Genomic DNA, 18,801 nt, shown 5'->3' with positions numbered 1-18,801 from the left:
AGGCGTCCGTCCGGACACCGGTCGAGGGGAGAGCTCACATGCTGTTAAATTTCAAATCCATACAAACAAAAATAGCCGTTGTTGCTGGTATTTCATTGCTGGCAAGTGCCGCCATCCTGGTGACCTTCGGCTTCATTTCTTCAAAAAACAATCAGCAAGTCGTGTCAGAGCAAGTGTCGGGTCTGGTTGACCAGAATACCCGGGAAAGCCTGAAAAACCTGGCGGGAGCCGAAGCCGGCAAAATCCAGGCCAAATTTGATGTGGCCCTGGATGCGGCACGCACTATGGCGCATACCTTTGTGCTATCCAAAGACACGGCCGAAAACCTGCCGCTGGGCCGCGATCAAATCAATGCCATCCTGCTGAGTGTGTTGAAAAACAACCCTGACTTTAACGGCACCTACTCCTGCTGGGAGCCCGATGCCCTGGACGGGCAGGATGCCCAGCACCGCACCGGAAAAAATGGCAACAATGCGATCACCGGTCGCTTTACGCCATATTGGAATCGTGATGCCAAAGGCAATATCGCCGTGCAGCCACTGGTGGAATACGACACGCTGGACAAGCATCCGAATGGCGTCATGAAAGGTGGCTGGTATATCGGCCCGCATGACACAGGCACTGAAAGCGTGCTCGATCCTTTCCCTTACATCGTGCAGGGCAAGCAGGTATGGCTGACCACGCTTTCTGTGCCCATCAGCCTGCGCGGCAAGTTTTACGGGGTTGCCGGTACCGATTACAACCTGGCATTTGTGCAGAAACTGGCTGAAGAGGCTGACAAACAGTTGTTTGAAGGCAAGGGCGAGATCGCGATTATCAGCAACATGGGCCTGATCGTCGGCGATAGCGAAAACCCCGGTATGATCGGCCAGGCGTTCAACACGCTAGTAGGCGATGGTGCCGCGGAGCAGTTATCGAATATCCAGTCTGGCGCAGCCAATGTCAGCGTCAACGACAAGACCGGCCAGATGCTGGCATTCGCCCCCATTAACCTGGGACGCACCGGTAAACCGTGGGCAGTGATGATAAAGGTGCCGACGGCAGTGGTCATGGCCAAGGCGCATGCGCTTGATCAGGAGCTTTCCTCGCGCGCGACCCATAGCACGATACTCCAGGTGGCGGCCGGCGTGGGTGTGGCATTGGCTGGTATTCTTTTCCTGTGGTTCGCGGCGGGCACCATCTCCCGGCCCATCCGCCAGGCTGCAGATGTTGCACGCAAGTTATCCCAAGGTGACACCTCAGCCGTAATGTCGGTAAAAACCCGTGATGAGACTGGTCAGCTGATGACCGCCATGCAAGGGATGTCCGATTCCATCAAGCGATTGATCAGTGACACTACCATGCTGTCGCAGGCAGCCATCGCAGGAGAGCTGGCAACCCGCGCGGATGGTCAGCAGCATCAAGGGGATTTCCGCAAGGTGGTGGAAGGCGTCAATGCGACGCTGGATGCCGTGATTATCCCTTTGAATGTGGCCGCCAATTATGTGGACCGCATTTCGCATGGGGATATCCCGCCGCTTATCACAGACAGTTACAACGGAGATTTCAACAAGATCAAGCACAACCTCAATACCTGTATCGAGGCCATCCAGAATCTGGTGAGCGAAGCTGGCCATCTGGAACGTGCGGCCGTCGCCGGGCAACTGTCGGTTCGCGGCGACCTTGAGCGTTACCAAGGGGAATTCCGTCGTGTGGTAGAGGGCTTCAATGCCACACTGGATGCGGTGATTACGCCCCTCAATGTCGCTGCGACGTATGTCGATCATCTGGCAAAAGGGCAGTTCCCCCCCAAGATTACCGATGCCTATGAAGGCGATTTCAATATCATTAAAAACAACTTGAATGACTGTATTGATGCCGTGAAGGGACTGGTGCGAGATGCCAGCATGCTGGCAAACGCTGCTGCTGATGGCAAACTTTCAGCCCGCGCCGATGCCAGCCAGCACCAAGGCGATTACCGCAAGGTCATCGAAGGCATCAATGTCACACTGGATAACGTGATTGGCCCTTTGAATGTCGCCGCGGATTATGTGGCCCGTATTGCGCAAGGAAACATTCCTCCAGTGATTATTGAGCCATACGCCGGCGATTTTGCTGTACTGAAGGAGAACATCAATACCTGCGTCCTCGCTATTAACAACCTGGTCAAGGATGCCGACATGCTGGCGGATGCGGCGCGCCAGGGCCAGGTGACCGTGCGGGCGGATGCCAATCAGCACTCCGGGGATTTCCGTAAAATTGTGCAGGGCGTGAATGCCACACTGGAAATGATAGTGACGCCGATCATTACGGTAAAAGAGGCCACCGAAGCCATCAATACCGCTGCGCAGGAAATTGCCCAGGGTAACGTCGACTTGTCCCAACGCACCGAAGAGCAGGCTGCCTCTCTGGAGGAAACTGCATCCAGTATGGAGCAGCTGGCGTCTACCGTGAAGCAGAACGCCGATAACGCCATGCATGCCAATACATTGGCAACGGCCGCGTCCGGCGTCGCGGTCAAAGGTGGCGCGGTGGTAGCCGATGTCGTCAAGACCATGGCATCGATCAATGAAAGCGCACATAAGATTGAGGCGATCATTACCGTGATTGATGGCATTGCATTCCAGACCAACATCCTTGCACTCAATGCCGCTGTGGAAGCAGCACGTGCAGGCGAGCAGGGCAGAGGCTTTGCCGTGGTTGCTGGCGAAGTCCGTACGTTGGCACAGCGCTCTGCATCAGCGGCCAAGGAAATCAAGGAGCTGATTACGGATTCGGTGGACAAAACCATGGCCGGCACCCAGCTGGTGGAGCATGCTGGTACCACCATGAGCGAGCTGGTCAGCTCGGTAAAGCGGGTCAGCGATATCATGAGCGAAATTGCCGCGGCGTCTTCAGAGCAGAGCGAGGGCATCGCCCAAGTCAACAAAGCGGTGACGCAAATGGACGAAGTCACCCAGCAAAACGCAGCCTTGGTTGAAGAGGCTGCGGCTGCTGCTGAGTCACTCATGATGCAGGCGGACGAGCTGAAGTCTGCTGTCAGCGTATTCAAGCTGGATCCATCAGCATCTGGCAGTGCAGTTCGTCTGGCCGTCGTGAGCAAGTCGAATATGGCGCGCGCGCAACCAGTGCGAGCATTGGTAAACCGCAAACCGGTACTGGCTGCCACCAATACGGATGGCGATGATTGGCAGACGTTCTAAAGATGCATTGGCGTTAGAAAAAAGGATATTGATACGATGTCCGGAAAACAAAAAGCCCCGCAAGTGCGGGGCTTTTTGCTGTACCAACCAGTTAAACGTAGTAACGACGTCTTGTCGCCATGAAACCAATGAGGCCGAGACCTGCAAACAGCATCATGTAACTTTGTGGCTCGGGAACGGCCGACACTGGAATGGTGATATCAGCACCCGTGAAATAATGGTTGGCGTTGATCTGAATATTGGAATTCCAGGCATTTACGATCACGTTGCCGTTAATCTGGCCACCACCACCTTGCACCGTTGCATATGGCGCCAGGATGGAGCCATATACGCCGACATTGTTGAAATTCAATGTCGTGGCTTCATAAAAGTTGAACAACACATTGTAGTTGCTGAAGCCATTGGGTGTGCCGCCCTGAAAACCAGCCACGTCACCGCTGACATTGACGATAATGGTCTGGTTGGATGAGAGCTGGGCAAAATTGGAATAGTTCACGGAATACAGATCGGCACCGCTCACATTAAATACTTGCACAGCGCTGGTGCCATCACCAGTAAAGGTGACGCCGCCATATTGATAAGTTGCCGTGCCATTGGCGCTCAACTGAGAAAGGGAGGCTGACAAGGCAATCAACTCGGTCTTTTCATCCGAGAATGAAAAAGGAGCCGTACCGCCACTGATTGTTGCCCCGCCACCCAGGCTGGAGGTTGTGCTGGTGCCAGCCACATAGGCATTGCCATTATTAATGGAGCCATTGGTGTAGTCGAGGTTGCCACCAACCACCAAGGCATAGCCGTTATATGGCTTGTTGTTGGCGTTAACACTGTAACCGGTGACGGTTGTGTTTCCGCCCACTGCAACAGCGCCTTCAGTGTCACTGTACTGGCTGTTGAAATTGGAAAATACGAATGCGTTGAATTTTCCCGCAACCCCCAAATCAACTGCTGCATGAGCGGATGCAGTCAGCGTCATGAATGCGAGTGCCAGAGCGGCAGACTTTGTTTTCGTAAACATGATATTTCCCCGTTATTATTTAAGTATTGTATTGTGCGTGCAGTTTACTTGCCGAGAAAAATGGCGAATATTGTACCGAAGTACAGGTAAGCACTTTTTGAATGGATTTAAAGATGAAATGAGTGCGAATGTATCAAGTCGCGAGCCCCATTCAGCGTCAAAGAAAAAGCCCCAAGCTTTTCAACTTGAGGCTCTGTCTTTTTTGAATCTACCGGCCAACTTATTCAGCTAACCAGTGGACGCTTTATTGGCGTCCCCACGGGGATTCGAACCCCGGTCGCCTCCGTGAAAGGGAGGTGTCCTAGGCCTCTAGACGATGGGGACAAGAGAGGCAGTATTCTACACTACTTTTGCATTAATTCAAACTTCTAAATTAAGCATTTTTTTACTTTTCGTAACCCGGTCAATGAAGACTGGTGGAGGTAAGCGGGATCGAACCGCTGACCTCTTGCATGCCATGCAAGCGCTCTCCCAGCTGAGCTATACCCCCGAAAAAGTTGCGCCATATTAATGACCGAAGCCGCGCCTGTCAACGACTTTTAGCGAAATGACCTAAAAAACTTCGGTATACCGAGATGCTGATCAAGCAAAACAAAAGCTAAGCCAATGATGAAAAACATGAATACCGGCCGCACTGGGATTTATCTCAATTTTTCCGATTCCAACCATGTTTCCAACTGCGCAAATCAGCGGGCATCAACGAAAAAAAAGCCCGACAAGAATGCTCGGGCCTAAGGGATTGAAGTTTGCAGTTTTTGCACTGCTCCTCACCATAGTCCGGCGTATGGCAAAGTGTAAAGCCTGAGTGCGCTTGCATAAGTAGTTGAGGGTTTATTTGAATTGCTCTTCGCCAAGGAGATTCAGCCAGGCAAAGCAAGAATGGCACGTAGCCTGCAGGCGGTGAGACTCGACAAGTATTAAAGATGCGCGTCACTAAGGTAATTCTTACATGGTTTTGCTGGTTTATCTTATAGCCGATCCAGATGGAGGCGGGGAAACTGAGCGTTCATCCATTAATTAAAAACAAGGAGTTACGCTATGGATAATAAAGAAGTGATTTCCACACTGAATGATCTCATCGAAATCTCCAAAGACGGCGAAGAAGGTTTTCGTCAGGCTGCCGAGAATGTAGAAGTAACCCCTCTCAAGGAATATTTTCTTGATCGCTCGCAACAGGTCGCAACCTCGGTTCATGAGCTTCAGGATCTGGTTCGCACCCTTGGCGGCCAACCCGAGACTGAGTCCAGCGTGTCCGGTGCACTGCACAGGCGCTGGCTGGATTTCAAAACAGCACTGACCAGTAATGATACGGTGGCTGTGCTGAACGAGACCGAACGTGGTGAAGATGTCGCACTGGCCAAATACAAAAAAGCCATCGAGAAAGAGTTGCCATCCACCGTCCGCAATGTGGTGCAACGTCAGCTTGAAGGCGTGCAGCGCAACCATGATCGTGTGAAACAGCTGCGCGATGCTGCCCGGGCAGAGGTTGGCTAGCCACAGCCTGTATTAACGCAGGGGACTTTATCCCCATGCATAAATAATAAAGGCACGCTTGGCGTGCCTTTATTATGTTGATGCTGGATATGTATTATTAACCGCGAATATTCGACTGCGCGTCAAACTGGCTCAGTTCAACCCGCGGCAAAGGTTGCCAGCCCGGTTGACGATGCTCAGCCACTACATTGGTGAAAATGCCGCCGCGTACATAAAACTTGGCGGTCAGGCGCATGAATTTGGGGTCTGTGGCAGCGACCAGATCATCCAGAATGCGGTTGGTCACCGCTTCATGGAAGCAGCCCTCATCGCGGAAAGACCACATGTAAAGCTTGAGACTTTTTAGTTCCACGCACTTTTGATCGGGGATGTAATCCAGATAAAGCACGGCAAAATCCGGCTGGCCGGTTTTGGGGCATAGGCAGGTAAACTCGGGAATTTCCATGTGAATGTGAAAATCACGGCCTGGCTGCGGGTTTTCAAAGGTTTCAAGCGCTTTCGTGGGTTGACTAGACATAAGGGCTACCGTATAAATTGAATGGATTGGATGTGGACTCGCCCGTGAGTGTTCGGTTCACATCGCACAATCACTTATTATACAAGCTCGCCCTCACGATAAAACACATTATAAAGTGCGCCTCACTCACCTTAAATTAGCCGGATTCAAATCCTTCGTTGATCCCACTACCTTGCATATCCATGGTCAGCGGGTAGGGGTCGTTGGCCCGAATGGCTGCGGAAAATCCAATGTCATGGAATCCATACGCTGGGTACTCGGCGAATCGAGTGCCAAGGAAATGCGAGGCGACTCCATGGATGCCGTGATTTTCAATGGCTCGGCCAACCGCAAGCCTATCTCGCGTGCCAGCGTAGAGTTGATCTTCGACAACAGTCTGGGTGGCGCTGGCGGCGAGTGGGCGCAGTATGCCGAAATCTCCGTCAAGCGCGTGATCGAGCGCGACAAAGGTTCCAGTTACTACATCAATAACAGTGCGGTCAGGCGTCGCGATGTCGCCGACCTTTTCCTGGGGACAGGCCTGGGCGGTCGGGCATACGCGATTATTGGTCAGAACACCATCTCCCGGATTATTGAAGCCAAGCCTGAAGAAATGCGCGTGTTTCTGGAAGAGGCTGCCGGCATATCCAAATACAAAGAGCGTCGCCGCGAGACCGAGTTGCGCCTGCGCGATACGCGCGAAAATCTGCTGCGGGTGGATGACATCCGCCAGGAAATGGTCAAGCAGATTACCCGCCTCGAATCACAAGCGGTCGTCACCCTCCAATACCATGAGCTGCAAAAAACCCTCAAGCTAAGCCAGGGCCAGCTGTGGTTGCTCAAGAAACGTGACGCGGGCAATGGCTGGGAGAAAACCCAGCGCCAGGTGGAAAGGGTAGCCAACGATCTGGAAGCGCAAATGGCGGCATTACGCCATAGCGAAAGCGAGGTCGAAACCTTGCGCCAGCGCTATCAGGAAACCAACATCATCACCCAGCAAGTGCAGACCTTGTATTACGAAAGCAATGCAGAGCTGGCCAGGCTGGAGCAACAGGTCAAACACACGCAGGAAGCCCGTGACCGACTGCAGCAACAATTGCAGCAGATTGATGCCCAGCGCACCCGGCTGGAAAGCCAGCAAGCAGCATTCAAGGAGCAGCTTGCCGCCCTGCAGGCGCAACAGCTGACGGCCTCTACCGGTGAAACAGAGGCGAGCGCAGCGCTCGCAACACAAAAAGCGGCCATGCCTGACATCGAGCGCGCATTTCAGGCGGCCTTGCATACGCACTCGGCGGCGCAACGCAGCCTCAACGACGCCGAACAATCCATCCGGCTTGAAACCACCAGCATTGAGCATATGGAGCGCAGCCTCGCCGAGTTGACCCAGCGCGAGCGCAAGCTGGAGACGGATCGTCAGCAGCTGAGTGTGCCCGATGAAAACGTACTTTCCCAACTGCAGGCCGAGCATGCCGCAGAGCAGCAGGCGATCACCACCCTTGAGCAGGGCATCGCGCAACTGCGCCAGCGCGAACAGGAGCAACAAGATGCGCTGCGACTGGCTCGCGAAACTTTATTGGCAAGCGAGCGACTTTTTACGCAAACAGAAGCCCAGATCAATTCGCTGAGCAAAATCCAGCAATCGCTGGGGCGCGAGAGTCAGCTGGAGTCGTGGCTGAAAAATAGCGGTATCGCATCAAGCGAACGTCTGTGGCAACAGCTCAAGATTGCCGACGGCTGGGAAGTCGCCGTGGAAGCAGCGCTAGGGGCCAGGTTGAATACGCTGATGCAGAACGGCATATCTCAGGCGCGCTCGTCCAGGCCACCAGCCGCGGTAACCCTGGGCGCGATGGTGCCGGAAGCAACGGCACTCGCCGGGGCTACGCAACGCGCATGGCCACGACTGCTGGACCGTATCGATCTGAAACATATCGGTGCCGCCGGCGTTCTCGCCGACTGGTTAAGTCAGATTTATATCGCGGAAGACGACGACCAGGCCGAGCAAATGCAAGCGGAATTGAGTTCCGGTGAAATGCTGATCAACCGCCACGGCGATATCTATACGCGTCATAGCGTCAGCCTGCATGCGGCCAAATCCGAATTGAACGGCGTGCTGGAACGTCAGCGCGAGCTGGATGCCCTGAACAGCGCGCTGCCACAGCAGGCAGCCAAGGTAAGCGAAGCCAAAGCGGCATTGCTGGCACATGAGTCCACTTTGCAAACCCTGCGCCAAGATAGCCAGCAACAGCAACAGGCCTTGCGCGTGCAAACCCAGCAGCATCACCAGCGACAACTTGAAATTCAGCGCTTGCAGCAACAAAGGCAGCATGCGCTGGAGCGTGGCAAGCAACTGGCTAATGAGCTGGCAACGCTACGTGAGCGGCGTGCCGAGTTGCAAGCCCAGTTGCAGCAAAAGCAGGATGCGATCAAAGCCTTGCAAGCTTCCGTGACGCAACTTCAGGAAGAGCGCCAACGTACACAGCAGCAACGCTTTACCGCAGAAAACGCGTTGGCGCAGGCACGCGCTAATCTGCAAAAAGCCGAGCGTGAGGCGCAAGAGCAGGTGTTCAATAACAAATTAATTACCAATAATATCAACGATTTAAATAATAGACTTCAATCCACTTCAGAAGAGATGGATGCTCTGGTGGTGCGCCAGCAGGAAACAGACGCCATGCTGGCTGCAGCCAAGATGGACACCTTGAAGTCCAATCTTGAGCAGGCCGTCAATGCCAAGCAGGTGCGCGAAGCCGAGTTGGCCGCGGCGCGGGATGCTATGACCGTCGCCGAGCAGGGCCTCCAGGTGCAGGAGCAGCAACGGATGCAGATTGAGCAATCGATGCACCCTATGCGCGACAAGCTGGAGCAGGCACGCCTGGCGGAGCAACAGGCCAGATTGCAATTTGAGCAGTGCCAGCAAGGGCTGGAGGCCACAGGTCTGGATGAAGCCGTGCTCGGCGAAAACCTGCCCGCACAGATCAAGGTAAGCGATCTTGAGCGCAAACTGGGCACGCTGAATGAAGAAATAGAGGCATTAGGCCCGGTCAACCTTGCCGCTGTGCAAGAGCTGGAAAGCGAAAAAGAACGTAAACAGTACCTGGATAGCCAGGCGACCGACCTGGACCAGGCCATACAGACGCTGGAAGATGCCATACGACGCATTGATCGCGAAACCCGCAGCCGCCTGCAGCAGACCTTTGACGAAGCCAACCGTCACTTTGGCGAGCTGTTTGCTTCACTGTTTGGCGGCGGGCAGGCGCGTCTTGAACTGCTAGGCGATGAGATACTGGATACCGGCATGCAGGTGTTTGCGCAGCCACCTGGCAAGAAAAACAGCACCATTCACTTGCTATCGGGTGGCGAAAAGGCGCTGACAGCACTGGCGCTGGTATTTGCCTTGTTCCGGCTTAACCCGGCGCCATTCTGCTTGATGGACGAGGTAGATGCGCCGCTGGATGACAGCAATACCGAACGTTTTTGCGCGATGGTAAAAAAAATGTCGGAGCGCACGCAATTCCTGTTTGTAAGTCATAATAAAATAACAATGGAGATGGCCCAGCAAATGATAGGGGTCACTATGCAGGAGTCGGGGGTTTCTCGCGTGGTGGAAGTTGACATGCAAATGGCGCTGCAGATGCACGAGTCGGCCGCCTAAATCAACGATTCCGCTTTATTTACAAGTAAACACCAATAGAGTGCATTAACACATGACCGATTTACAGCTAGCATTGATTGCCCTGGGCGCACTGATCATCATCGCAGTCGTGCTTTTTAACTGGTGGCAAGAACGTAAGCTGCACAAAGAAACCGAAAGCCGTTTTGTCGAGCCTGAAACCGATGTGCTGATGGACGAAGACTTTCGCATCGATCCCCACACCGTATTGCGGGGTGACAAACGCGAAGAGCCTGAGGAAGAAGAATTCGTGGTTCGCGTGCGCATACAGGATGACGAGTCTGCGCCACAAATGGCGCCTTCCTTTGTTGCTGAGCCAAGTCTCAGCGTCGAAGAGCCTGAAGTTAGGGCTGAATCTGCATTCAGCGAGACTTCCGTCAAAGAGTTGTCCGTCAATACAGATAGCACAGAAGACTATGCCGAAGAAGAAGAAGCACCACCCGCATATACCGCAACCAGTTTAAGTGATTTACCCGCCGAAGAATCCATTGAACCTGCGTTGGCAGCAGAGCCCGCCGTCAAACTGGGTTCGACAACGGCGCCTTGGGATGAACCTGTTGCTGAAGCATCGCAACCTGCTGATGCGCCAGAATCCATCGCACTGCCTGCTGATGTGGATGCGCAAATCGACCTTAGCGCGATTCTTTACCTGCCGCGCCCCTATAGCGGCGCCGCTTTGCGCCAGCAGTTCCTGAACTTCTCCGAGATTGACAAGCCGGTGTATGCCTTTGGTCTTGATGCCTTCCGCGAGTGGCATTTGCTGACACGCGAGCAGGAGCGGGGCGAGTTTACCCGCTGTGTATGCAGCCTGCAGCTGGCAGACCGTTCGGGTTCGGTCTCGCGTGAGATGCTGATCCGTTTTCAGAATGCAGCGGAAGATATTGCCCTTAATCTTGGCGCACAAGTGGAATGGCAGGGCGCACCTGATCCGCTGGTATACGCCCAGGCGCTGGATGCGTTTTGTATCGAAGTCGACAAGCTGGTCAGCCTGCATATCGTGCAAGGCAGTAATGGCCCGTTCACTGGCACCAAATTCCGTGGCCTGGCCGAGGCCAGTGGCCTGGTGCTTGGCAACGATGGCGCTTTCCATTATCGCGATGAGCAGGGCCATACTTCATTTTCGCTGATCAATCAGGATAGCAACCCCTTCAACGCCGACATGCTGCGCACCGTCGTGATCAAGGGCGTGGTGTTCCAGCTGGATATCCCCCATGTGAAAAACTGCACCGAGGTATTCAACCAGATGGTCCTGGCCGCACGTCAGATGTCCAACAGCCTGAGTGCCAATCTGGTGGATGACAACTACCGTCAGCTCACAGATACGCAGATAGACCGCATTCGCCAGCAGCTGAAAATGCTGCATGCGCAGATGATCACCCGCGGCATCATGCCCGGTGGCCAGACGGCCGCCCGTTTATTCTCCTGAGTTTGCATTTATTGCCCCCTGCCTATGACGAAGCCAGACCCCAGCCAGGGAGCATTGTTTGACAATGCACCAGCCACCGTGACCTCTGCCACGCCAGAGGTCCAGATCCGCCAGCTGCGCGAGCAGATCAATCTCTACAACTATCAATACTATGTGCTGGATGACCCCAGCGTTCCGGACAGCGAATACGACAGGCTGTTTCGCGAGTTGCAGGCGCTGGAGCACGCTCACCCTGAGTTGCTCACGCCGGATTCTCCCACGCAACGTGTAGGCGCATCACCGCTCAAGGCTTTTGCCAGCGTGCAGCACCGGCAGGCCATGCTGTCGCTCAACAATGCCTTTGAAGAAAGCGAGCTGACCGCCTTTGACAAGCGTATCCGTGATGCCCTGGGCATTGCCCAGGTGGAATACGCAGTTGAGCCCAAGTTTGACGGCCTGGCCATCACGCTGACCTATGAAAATGGCCTGTTTGTGCAAGGTGCAACCCGTGGCGATGGCTACACCGGCGAAGATGTCAGTTCCAACCTGCGTACCATACGTGCCATTCCCATGCGTCTGCCAGTGGAACATCCCCCCGCGCTGATTGAAGTGCGCGGCGAAGTGCTCATGCTGAAACGGGATTTCGACAAACTGAACCGCCAGCAGGCCGGGCGTGGTGAAAAGCTGTTTGCCAACCCGCGCAATGCCGCGGCAGGCAGCTTGCGCCAGCTTGATCCCGCCATTACCGCGACGCGTCCCTTGATGTTTTTTGCCTATGGCCTGGGCATCGCCGAAGGCGTGCCTCAGCTCAGCACGCATGCAGCCGCCATGGATTATCTGGCATCGCTACGCCTGCCTGTGAGCGACCAGCGCGATACGGTGCAAGGCCTGGAAGGGTTGCTGAGCTATTACGCGCGCATAGGCGCGGCCCGTCCCAATCTGCCGTTTGATATTGATGGCGTGGTCTACAAGGTCAACAGCATTGCCCAGCAAAACGAGCTGGGCTTTGTCTCGCGCGCCCCGCGCTGGGCAGTGGCGCACAAATTCCCGGCACAAGAGGCGCTGACTGAAGTGCAGGCCATTGATGTACAGGTAGGCCGTACAGGCGCCATCACGCCAGTCGCGCGCTTGAAACCGGTCTTTGTCGGCGGCGTCACCGTCACTAATGCCACCTTGCATAATCAGGATGAAATCGATCGCAAGGATGTGCGCGTGGGCGATACCGTCAGCGTGCGCAGGGCAGGGGATGTGATTCCGGAAGTCGTGGCCGTGGTACTGGACAAGCGCCCAGCCAACACGGTTGCCTACCATTTGCTGGAAGCCATTAACTATCAATGCCCGGTGTGCGGCTCGCATGTCATCCGGCAAGAAGATGAAGCCGTGGCGCGCTGCACCGGCGGTCTGTTTTGCTCTGCGCAACGCAAGCAGGCTGTGCTGCATTTTGCCTCGCGCCGCGCCATTGATATCGAAGGCCTGGGCGAAAAGCTGGTTGATCAACTGGTGGATGGTGCGCATATTCATACGCTGGCCGATATCTACCGCCTGGATCTCGCTACGCTGTCGTCGCTGGATCGCATGGCCGAAAAGTCTGCCCAAAACATACTCGACGCCTTGCAAGCCAGCAAAGCCACCACGCTGGCGCGGTTTATTTACGCCCTTGGCATACGCAATGTGGGCGAAGCCACGGCCAAAGACCTGGCACGCTATTTTGGCAGTCTGCAAGCCTTGCTGGCGGCAGACATTGAACAGTTGCAACAGGTACCGGATGTCGGCCCCATCGTCGCGGAATCCATACGCCAGTTCCTCTCCGAACCGCATAACCAGCAAGTCATACAGGACCTGCAGGACGTCGGGTTGCATTGGACAGAATCCGACGGCGCCGGCACGCAGCAAGGCGTGCTCACTGGCAAAACCCTGGTGCTCACCGGCACGCTACCTACCATGTCGCGCGATCAGGCCAAGGCCTTGATTGAGGCCGCGGGTGGCAAGGTGGCAGGGAGTGTTTCCAAGAAAACCGATTTTGTCGTGGCCGGTGAGGAAGCTGGCAGCAAGCTGACCAAGGCACAAGAGCTGGGCGTTGCCGTGATTGACGAAAGCGGCCTGCTGACACTGCTGGAGGACGATCAGTCCAGCCATGACGACTGAAACGCCCATCGCCTTGCAGGCGCTCCTTCCAGACGTCATCCGCATCGCAAGAGAGGCTGGCAAGGCGATCATGGAGGTGTATCAGGGCGAATTTGCTGTCACCCGCAAGTCCGATGCATCGCCCGTGACCGCTGCCGACCTGGCCGCCCATGAGGTCATCGAAAAAGGCCTGAATGCCTTGCCCTGGCAACTCCCCGTGCTATCGGAAGAATCAGTGCTGGCACCTTACTTCGTCAGGCAGCAATGGCAGCATTACTGGCTGGTTGACCCGCTCGACGGCACGCGCGAATTCATCAAGCGCAATGGCGAGTTCACCGTCAACATTGCGCTGATTCATGAGGGCATTCCGGTCTTGGGCGTTGTTTACGCGCCGGTGACGGGCGATCTTTACCATGCGGCGCAGGGCGCGGGTGCCTTTCGCCAGACAAACGATGGCGAGCCACGACAGATTCATGCGCGTGCGCTGGCATTACCCCATATCACCATCGCCGGCAGTCGTTCGCACAGCCAGGTCCGTATGCAACATTTTATGGAACAGCTCAGCCGGAACTATTCACCTCCGCAGCTAATCTCTATCGGCAGCTCCCTTAAAATCTGCCTGGTGGCAGAAGGGCGGGCGGATGTTTATCCCCGGCTGGGCCTGACCTCGGAATGGGATACCGCGGCCGGCCAGTGCGTGCTGGAGCAAGCGGGCGGACATCTGGTGGATATGGCAGGCAACAGACTGATCTATAACCGCAAGGAAAGCCTGCTGAATCCTGAATTTTTCGCATGTGGCGCCACGCCGCATGCCTGGCAACTTTATCTGGAATAACGATGCGTTTAAGAGTCTTTTTGTTTGCAGTGATGGTGGCCGCCAGTACGCTGGCCCAGGCCGGAGACGAAAATCTGGCGGAGAAAATTGCCGCCTGTAACCGCGCCATAGGCGAAGGCGATGCTTCCAAGGCCTTGGCCTTTGCCGAGCAGGTGTTGAAACAGGATAAATCCAACCGCCAGGCCTTGCTGTGCAAGGGCCGTGCACACGGCGGCACCGGCCAGTTTGACCAGGCCATCAATGCCCTGATGGCCGCTGAAAAACTGTCGACCACCCCCATGGAACACATCATCGCGCTCACCCTGATCGGCAATGTGCAAAAGAGCGCCCAGCACTATCCCGAAGCACTGGCGGCTTACCAGCAGAGTCTGGCCCTCGCCAAGACCGCCAACGATGCCAACTTCCAGCGTATTGATCTCAACCTGATTGGCGATACCCTGGTGGCCTCCGGAGACCTCAAGGGCGGCCTGCAGCACTATCTGCAAGGCAGCGGCCTGGCGGCGAATGACAATGAGCGTGCCGATGGCTTTGCCCGCATAGCCTCGACCTACAGTAGCCTGCAGCAACACGACCAGGCCGTGGAATACCAGCTCAAGGCCGTGCTGATGCAGGAGCGGGCAGGGGACCTGGACCAGTTCTGCGATGCCAACCTTGAGCTCGGCCGCATTTATACCGCGGCACAGGATTACCCCAACGCTGAAAAATACATTCAGAAAGTCATCAAGATCGCCAAGGATCAGGGCGGCGCCTACTGGGAAGCCAAAGGCTATTACTACCTGGCACAGGCCAAGGTGGCCAGCAAGCATCCGGAAGAAGCCCGTCAGCTGCTGGCTGATGCCCAGCACATTACACAAGACATTGGTGCCGAGCGCCTGGGGGATGAGATTGCCCGTAGCCAGCAAAGCTTGCCACGGCCGTAAATGTTCACGTGGGCCTGATGAAAATGTAAGGCCTTCGCATTCTGTACGACTAAGGGATAAGTCCGGCTGCCTGGTGCAGGCATGCTGGTCGATATTCCGACTCACAGGCAGGTTTACGCAGGAGCATCATGATGCTGATAGGCAAAAAATCCGATATCACCCCTTCTGAAATCACCCCGCAAAGCGTGTATCAGGACAGGCGGCAATTCATCAAGGCCGCCGGCTTTGGTCTGCTGGCAACGGCAGCTGCAGGTTACGGCCTGCTTCCACAACATGCCTGGGCTGCCGCCGAGCAGCGTAAAAAAATTACGGGTTATGCCAAAACCGCCTATGGGGCGGATGAAAAGCTCACCCCGTATGACGACGTCACCACCTACAACAACTATTACGAGTTTGGCACCAGCAAGAGCGATCCTGAGGAGCATTCCAAGCTGTTCAAGCCCACGCCATGGAGCGTTGCCATTGAAGGCGAAGTGAAAAATCCGCGCACGGTGAATCTCGAAGACCTCCTGAAAATTGCCCCACTGGAAGAGCGCATCTACCGCATGCGCTGCGTTGAGGGCTGGTCCATGGTGATCCCCTGGATAGGATTGCCTCTCGCGCAACTGATCAAATGGGCCGAGCCCACCGCCAATGCCAAGTTCGTGGAATTTGTCACGCTGGAAGATTCGCTCAGGATGCCTGGCGCCCGCATGCCTATCCTGGATTGGCCATATACCGAAGGCCTGCGCATGGATGAAGCCATGAATCCCCTGACCATTCTGGCGGTCGGTCTCTATGGCGAGGTGCTGCCTAATCAGAATGGCGCCCCCATCAGGCTGGTAGTGCCATGGAAATATGGCTTCAAAGGCGCCAAGGCCATCGTCAAAATCCGCTTTCGCGAGACCATGCCGCAAACCACCTGGGTAAAAGCCGGGCCCCGCGAATATGGCTTTTATGCCAATGTGAACCCGACCGTGGACCATCCGCGCTGGACGCAGGCTTCAGAGCGCCGCATCGGTGGCAGTGTATTCTCGCCACGCATCAAGACGCAGATGTTCAATGGCTACGCCGAGCAGGTGGCGCATCTGTATAGCGGCATGGATTTGCGCAAGAACTTCTAGCCATGCTCCCACCCAATCGACAACAGCTGGGCCTGATCAAGGCCGGCCTGTTCCTGCTCGCGCTCATTCCGCTGGCCCGCCTGCTGTGGCTGGGCATGCACGATGATCTTGGCGCCAACCCCATCGAGTTCATCGAGCGGTCTACGGGGACCTGGGCTTTGGTCATGCTGCTGGTCACCTTGTCCTTCACGCCATTACGGCTGCTGACGGGCACGGCGTGGCCCGTGCAATTGCGGCGCATGGCCGGGCTTTTCATGTTTTTTTACGCCTGCCTGCACATCACCACTTATGTCTGGCTGGATCACTGGTTTGATTGGCCGGAGATTGGCAAAGACATCATCAAGCACCCGTATGTGCTGGTAGGCTTCGTGGCGTTTGTACTCAGCGTGCCGCTGGCGCTGACATCGAGCAATGCCATGATCAAGCGCCTGCGCCAGCGCTGGAAAACCTTGCACCGCCTGGTGTATCTGGTCGCCATCTTTGCGGTGCTGCATTTCTGGTGGCTGGTGAAAAAAGACATCACCGAGCCCATGCTGTATGCCTTGGTGCTGGCGGCGTTGCTGGCAATACGTCTGGTGTTCAGCCTGCGCAAAAGAAAAGGGCAGATGGTGTAAGGATAGACGCACCAGCTCGACTAAGCCTTGTAACACTCATCATTTACAAGGGGAACCCAATGTCGACTTCTTTACGCGTTTATCAATCCTTTAAACATATCAGCAACCGGATAGGCGATGCCTTGCCACCATTGGTGCTGCGCCTGATCCTGGCGTGGGAATTCGGCGAAGCCGGTTATGAAAAGCTCATGGGCAGCAACTGGTTTGCTGACGTGAGCTTTCCTTTTCCATTCAGCCTGTTACCGCCAGAAGTCAGCTGGCAGATGGCCACCTGGTTTGAGCTGGGTGGGGCCGCGCTACTGGTGCTGGGGCTGGCCACTCGCTTTATCAGTCTCTCCCTCATCATCCTGACCATCGTCGCCATTGCCGCCGTGCATTGGCCAGCCGAATGGCATAGCCTCCGTGAGTTGCTCACGGGCTACCGCATCATTGATGAAAACGGTGATGGCCTGGGCAATTACAAGCTGCCGCTGCTGTATATCGTCATGTTTCTGCCACTGCTATTTCGCGGGGCAGGCACTCTCAGTCTGGATCACCTGCTACAGCGCCGCTTGTTTAAATAAGCGAATGTTAATATTTTTATTTTCAATATTTACATATGGATAGAATGAAAACCTAAAGCAAAATGAAATGATCAAGCCCTAAGTTTATTGCGAGATGGGACTAATTGCGCCAAAATGCAGCTCGGCTTTTTTGAGTCTACGCAGCACAACATCCATTCCACAGCTGCGGCCTTAGCGGTATTCAAGGTATCTCGCAATACATATTTAGGAGGATCCAATGCAAACTCAGATCGATATCTTTTTATCGTCTCTCAATCAGTTCTGGGGTCAGGTCGCGACATTTTTCCCCAAGTTGTTAGCCGTCATGGTGATCCTGTTCTTTGGCTGGGTACTGGCAAAAATCGCCTGCATCGGCGTCAAGCGCGTCCTTGAGTTCACCCATTTCGATAAATTCGCCGATAAATCAGGTCTGGAAGCCTTTCTGAAGCACAGCGAATTCGACCTGACGCTCAGCGGCGTCATCAGCCAGGTGGTTTACTGGCTGGTCATCCTGTTGTTCGTCATCACCGGCGCCAATGCCCTGGGCCTGAACGAAGTGGCCGTGATGCTGCATCAGCTGGCAAACTACCTGCCCAAGATCATCATTGCCATTCTGGTATTGCTGTTTGGTACCTTGCTGGCCCGCTTTGTTAACCGCCTGGTATTCGCATGGCTGCATGGCATCAAGTTCAGCGGTGCGCTGGCCATCAGCACCTCGGCCGAATATGGCATCCAGATCCTGGCCATGTTTGTGGCCCTTGAGCAGCTGGATATCGGCACACAATTGCTGACCTCGCTATTCGTCATCGTATTCGGTGCCATTTTCCTGGCGCTGGCGATTGCATTCGGTCTGGGCGGAAAAGACTGGGCCGCTGGCATCATCGAAAACTTCCAGAAAAACAAAAACCAGAAGTAAGCCTCCTGGTTTTGATACTCCTGAAAGCGCCTGCGGGCGCTTTTTTATTGTCCGCAAGCCGGGCAAAATGCAGGTATATTCAAGATTCACTCCACGAGAACCTTATGCATCCGCTGAATACCTTTCTGCTGTTTGTACTGACCGCCATTGCCGAGATTGTCGGCTGTTATCTGCCGTATTTATACCTGAGCAAAGGCAAAAGCATCTGGCTGCTGGTGCCTGCGGCGCTATCGCTGGCATTGTTTGCCTGGCTGCTATCCTTGCATCCTACGGCGGCAGGGCGCGTGTATGCAGCTTATGGCGGGGTGTACATTGCCGTCGCCATCGTCTGGCTGTGGCAGGTGGATGGCATACGGCCGAGTGGATGGGACCTGATTGGAGCTGGCGTAGCCTTGTGCGGCATGGCCATCATCATGTTTGCGCCCAGAACAGCGTGATTGGGCAGGGCGCATGAACTCAAGCTTAAGGACTTAACAGGAGGGATC

The 18,801-nt window shown here is 55.1% G+C and carries 14 protein-coding genes and 2 tRNA genes; 12 read left to right on the top strand and 4 right to left on the bottom strand.

Going from position 1 to position 18,801, the window contains the following annotated elements; genetic code table 11:
• Positions 1–38 precede the first annotated feature (38 nt).
• The gene (locus tag LG203_RS14405) at positions 39–3,182 is read left to right on the top strand and encodes a methyl-accepting chemotaxis protein (protein ID WP_328486463.1); all 3,144 of its coding nucleotides are present in this window, start codon (positions 39–41) and stop codon (positions 3,180–3,182) included.
• A 91-nt stretch (positions 3,183–3,273) separates the two neighbouring features.
• Here LG203_RS14405 and LG203_RS04015 read toward each other — a convergent pair whose 3' ends face one another.
• The 3 genes from LG203_RS04015 to LG203_RS04005 all read right to left on the bottom strand — a co-directional run bounded on the left by LG203_RS04015 (position 3,274) and on the right by LG203_RS04005 (position 4,687).
• On the bottom strand, positions 3,274–4,197 hold the full coding sequence (locus LG203_RS04015; protein ID WP_230344593.1) for a choice-of-anchor A family protein: 924 nt from the start codon (positions 4,195–4,197) through the stop codon (positions 3,274–3,276).
• 248 nt (positions 4,198–4,445) lie between these two features.
• A tRNA-Glu gene (locus LG203_RS04010) sits at positions 4,446–4,521 on the bottom strand.
• Between the two features lie 90 nt (positions 4,522–4,611).
• Positions 4,612–4,687: transfer RNA gene (locus LG203_RS04005), tRNA-Ala, on the bottom strand.
• 548 nt (positions 4,688–5,235) lie between these two features.
• Between LG203_RS04005 and LG203_RS04000 the strand changes: the two genes are divergently transcribed.
• On the top strand, positions 5,236–5,691 hold the full coding sequence (locus LG203_RS04000) for a PA2169 family four-helix-bundle protein (protein ID WP_230344592.1): 456 nt from the start codon (positions 5,236–5,238) through the stop codon (positions 5,689–5,691).
• A 97-nt stretch (positions 5,692–5,788) separates the two neighbouring features.
• On the opposite strand, the gene queF is transcribed toward LG203_RS04000, so the two are convergent.
• Entirely contained in the window at positions 5,789–6,208 is a 420-nt protein-coding gene (gene queF, locus LG203_RS03995) for a preQ(1) synthase (protein WP_230344591.1), read from the bottom strand.
• Positions 6,209–6,323: 115 nt separating this feature from the next.
• On the opposite strand from queF, the gene smc reads away from it, so the two are divergent.
• The 10 genes from smc to LG203_RS03945 all read left to right on the top strand — a co-directional run bounded on the left by smc (position 6,324) and on the right by LG203_RS03945 (position 18,753).
• On the top strand, positions 6,324–9,839 hold the full coding sequence (gene smc / locus LG203_RS03990) for a chromosome segregation protein SMC (RefSeq protein WP_230344590.1): 3,516 nt from the start codon (positions 6,324–6,326) through the stop codon (positions 9,837–9,839).
• A gap of 52 nt (positions 9,840–9,891) precedes the next feature.
• Positions 9,892–11,283, top strand: a complete 1,392-nt coding sequence (locus LG203_RS03985) for a cell division protein ZipA C-terminal FtsZ-binding domain-containing protein (RefSeq protein ID WP_230344589.1) — start codon at positions 9,892–9,894, stop codon at positions 11,281–11,283.
• A 24-nt stretch (positions 11,284–11,307) separates the two neighbouring features.
• Entirely contained in the window at positions 11,308–13,407 is a 2,100-nt protein-coding gene (gene ligA, locus LG203_RS03980) for an NAD-dependent DNA ligase LigA (protein WP_230344588.1), read from the top strand.
• A complete protein-coding gene (gene cysQ, locus LG203_RS03975; RefSeq protein ID WP_230344587.1) occupies positions 13,397–14,221 on the top strand; it encodes a 3'(2'),5'-bisphosphate nucleotidase CysQ in 825 nt (274 codons plus the stop codon). Before ligA ends, cysQ begins: the two co-directional genes overlap by 11 nt.
• 2 nt (positions 14,222–14,223) lie before the next feature.
• The gene (locus LG203_RS03970) at positions 14,224–15,141 is read left to right on the top strand and encodes a tetratricopeptide repeat protein (RefSeq protein ID WP_230344586.1); all 918 of its coding nucleotides are present in this window, start codon (positions 14,224–14,226) and stop codon (positions 15,139–15,141) included.
• Positions 15,142–15,272: 131 nt separating this feature from the next.
• Complete coding sequence (msrP, locus tag LG203_RS03965; RefSeq protein ID WP_407665364.1) at positions 15,273–16,244, top strand: protein-methionine-sulfoxide reductase catalytic subunit MsrP; 972 nt, start codon at positions 15,273–15,275, stop codon at positions 16,242–16,244.
• A 2-nt stretch (positions 16,245–16,246) separates the two neighbouring features.
• Positions 16,247–16,858 carry a protein-methionine-sulfoxide reductase heme-binding subunit MsrQ gene (locus LG203_RS03960; protein WP_230344584.1) on the top strand — a complete coding sequence of 204 codons (612 nt, stop codon included), beginning with the start codon at positions 16,247–16,249 and terminating at the stop codon, positions 16,856–16,858.
• 59 nt (positions 16,859–16,917) lie between these two features.
• Positions 16,918–17,421 (top strand): HvfX family Cu-binding RiPP maturation protein, encoded by a 504-nt coding sequence (locus tag LG203_RS03955; RefSeq protein WP_230344583.1) that lies wholly within the window; start codon positions 16,918–16,920, stop codon positions 17,419–17,421.
• Between the two features lie 217 nt (positions 17,422–17,638).
• A complete protein-coding gene (locus LG203_RS03950) occupies positions 17,639–18,316 on the top strand; it encodes a mechanosensitive ion channel family protein (protein WP_230344582.1) in 678 nt (225 codons plus the stop codon).
• 104 nt (positions 18,317–18,420) lie between these two features.
• Positions 18,421–18,753, top strand: a complete 333-nt coding sequence (locus LG203_RS03945) for a YnfA family protein (RefSeq protein ID WP_230344581.1) — start codon at positions 18,421–18,423, stop codon at positions 18,751–18,753.
• Positions 18,754–18,801: the final 48 nt, after the last annotated feature.

The sequence above is a fragment of the Methylovorus mays genome, from assembly GCF_020531915.1.
Taxonomy (GTDB): domain Bacteria; phylum Pseudomonadota; class Gammaproteobacteria; order Burkholderiales; family Methylophilaceae; genus Methylovorus; species Methylovorus mays.
The sequence above is the reverse complement of the archived record's forward strand: the minus strand, read 5'-3'. Positions and strand labels throughout refer to the sequence as shown.

Excerpts from the sequence above, each read along its gene's own strand:
- LG203_RS03945 (WP_230344581.1), top strand. The coding sequence starts at position 18,421 with ATGCATCCGCTGAATACCTTTCTGCTGTTTGTACTGACCGCCATTGCC.
- LG203_RS03950 (WP_230344582.1), top strand. The coding sequence starts at position 17,639 with ATGCAAACTCAGATCGATATCTTTTTATCGTCTCTCAATCAGTTCTGG.
- LG203_RS04000 (WP_230344592.1), top strand. The coding sequence starts at position 5,236 with ATGGATAATAAAGAAGTGATTTCCACACTGAATGATCTCATCGAAATC.
- msrP (WP_407665364.1), top strand. The coding sequence starts at position 15,273 with ATGCTGATAGGCAAAAAATCCGATATCACCCCTTCTGAAATCACCCCG.
- LG203_RS04015 (WP_230344593.1), bottom strand. The coding sequence starts at position 4,197 with ATGTTTACGAAAACAAAGTCTGCCGCTCTGGCACTCGCATTCATGACG.
- LG203_RS14405 (WP_328486463.1), top strand. The coding sequence starts at position 39 with ATGCTGTTAAATTTCAAATCCATACAAACAAAAATAGCCGTTGTTGCT.
- LG203_RS03960 (WP_230344584.1), top strand. The coding sequence starts at position 16,247 with ATGCTCCCACCCAATCGACAACAGCTGGGCCTGATCAAGGCCGGCCTG.
- LG203_RS03970 (WP_230344586.1), top strand. The coding sequence starts at position 14,224 with ATGCGTTTAAGAGTCTTTTTGTTTGCAGTGATGGTGGCCGCCAGTACG.
- LG203_RS03985 (WP_230344589.1), top strand. The coding sequence starts at position 9,892 with ATGACCGATTTACAGCTAGCATTGATTGCCCTGGGCGCACTGATCATC.
- cysQ (WP_230344587.1), top strand. The coding sequence starts at position 13,397 with ATGACGACTGAAACGCCCATCGCCTTGCAGGCGCTCCTTCCAGACGTC.
- ligA (WP_230344588.1), top strand. The coding sequence starts at position 11,308 with ATGACGAAGCCAGACCCCAGCCAGGGAGCATTGTTTGACAATGCACCA.
- LG203_RS03955 (WP_230344583.1), top strand. The coding sequence starts at position 16,918 with ATGTCGACTTCTTTACGCGTTTATCAATCCTTTAAACATATCAGCAAC.
- queF (WP_230344591.1), bottom strand. The coding sequence starts at position 6,208 with ATGTCTAGTCAACCCACGAAAGCGCTTGAAACCTTTGAAAACCCGCAG.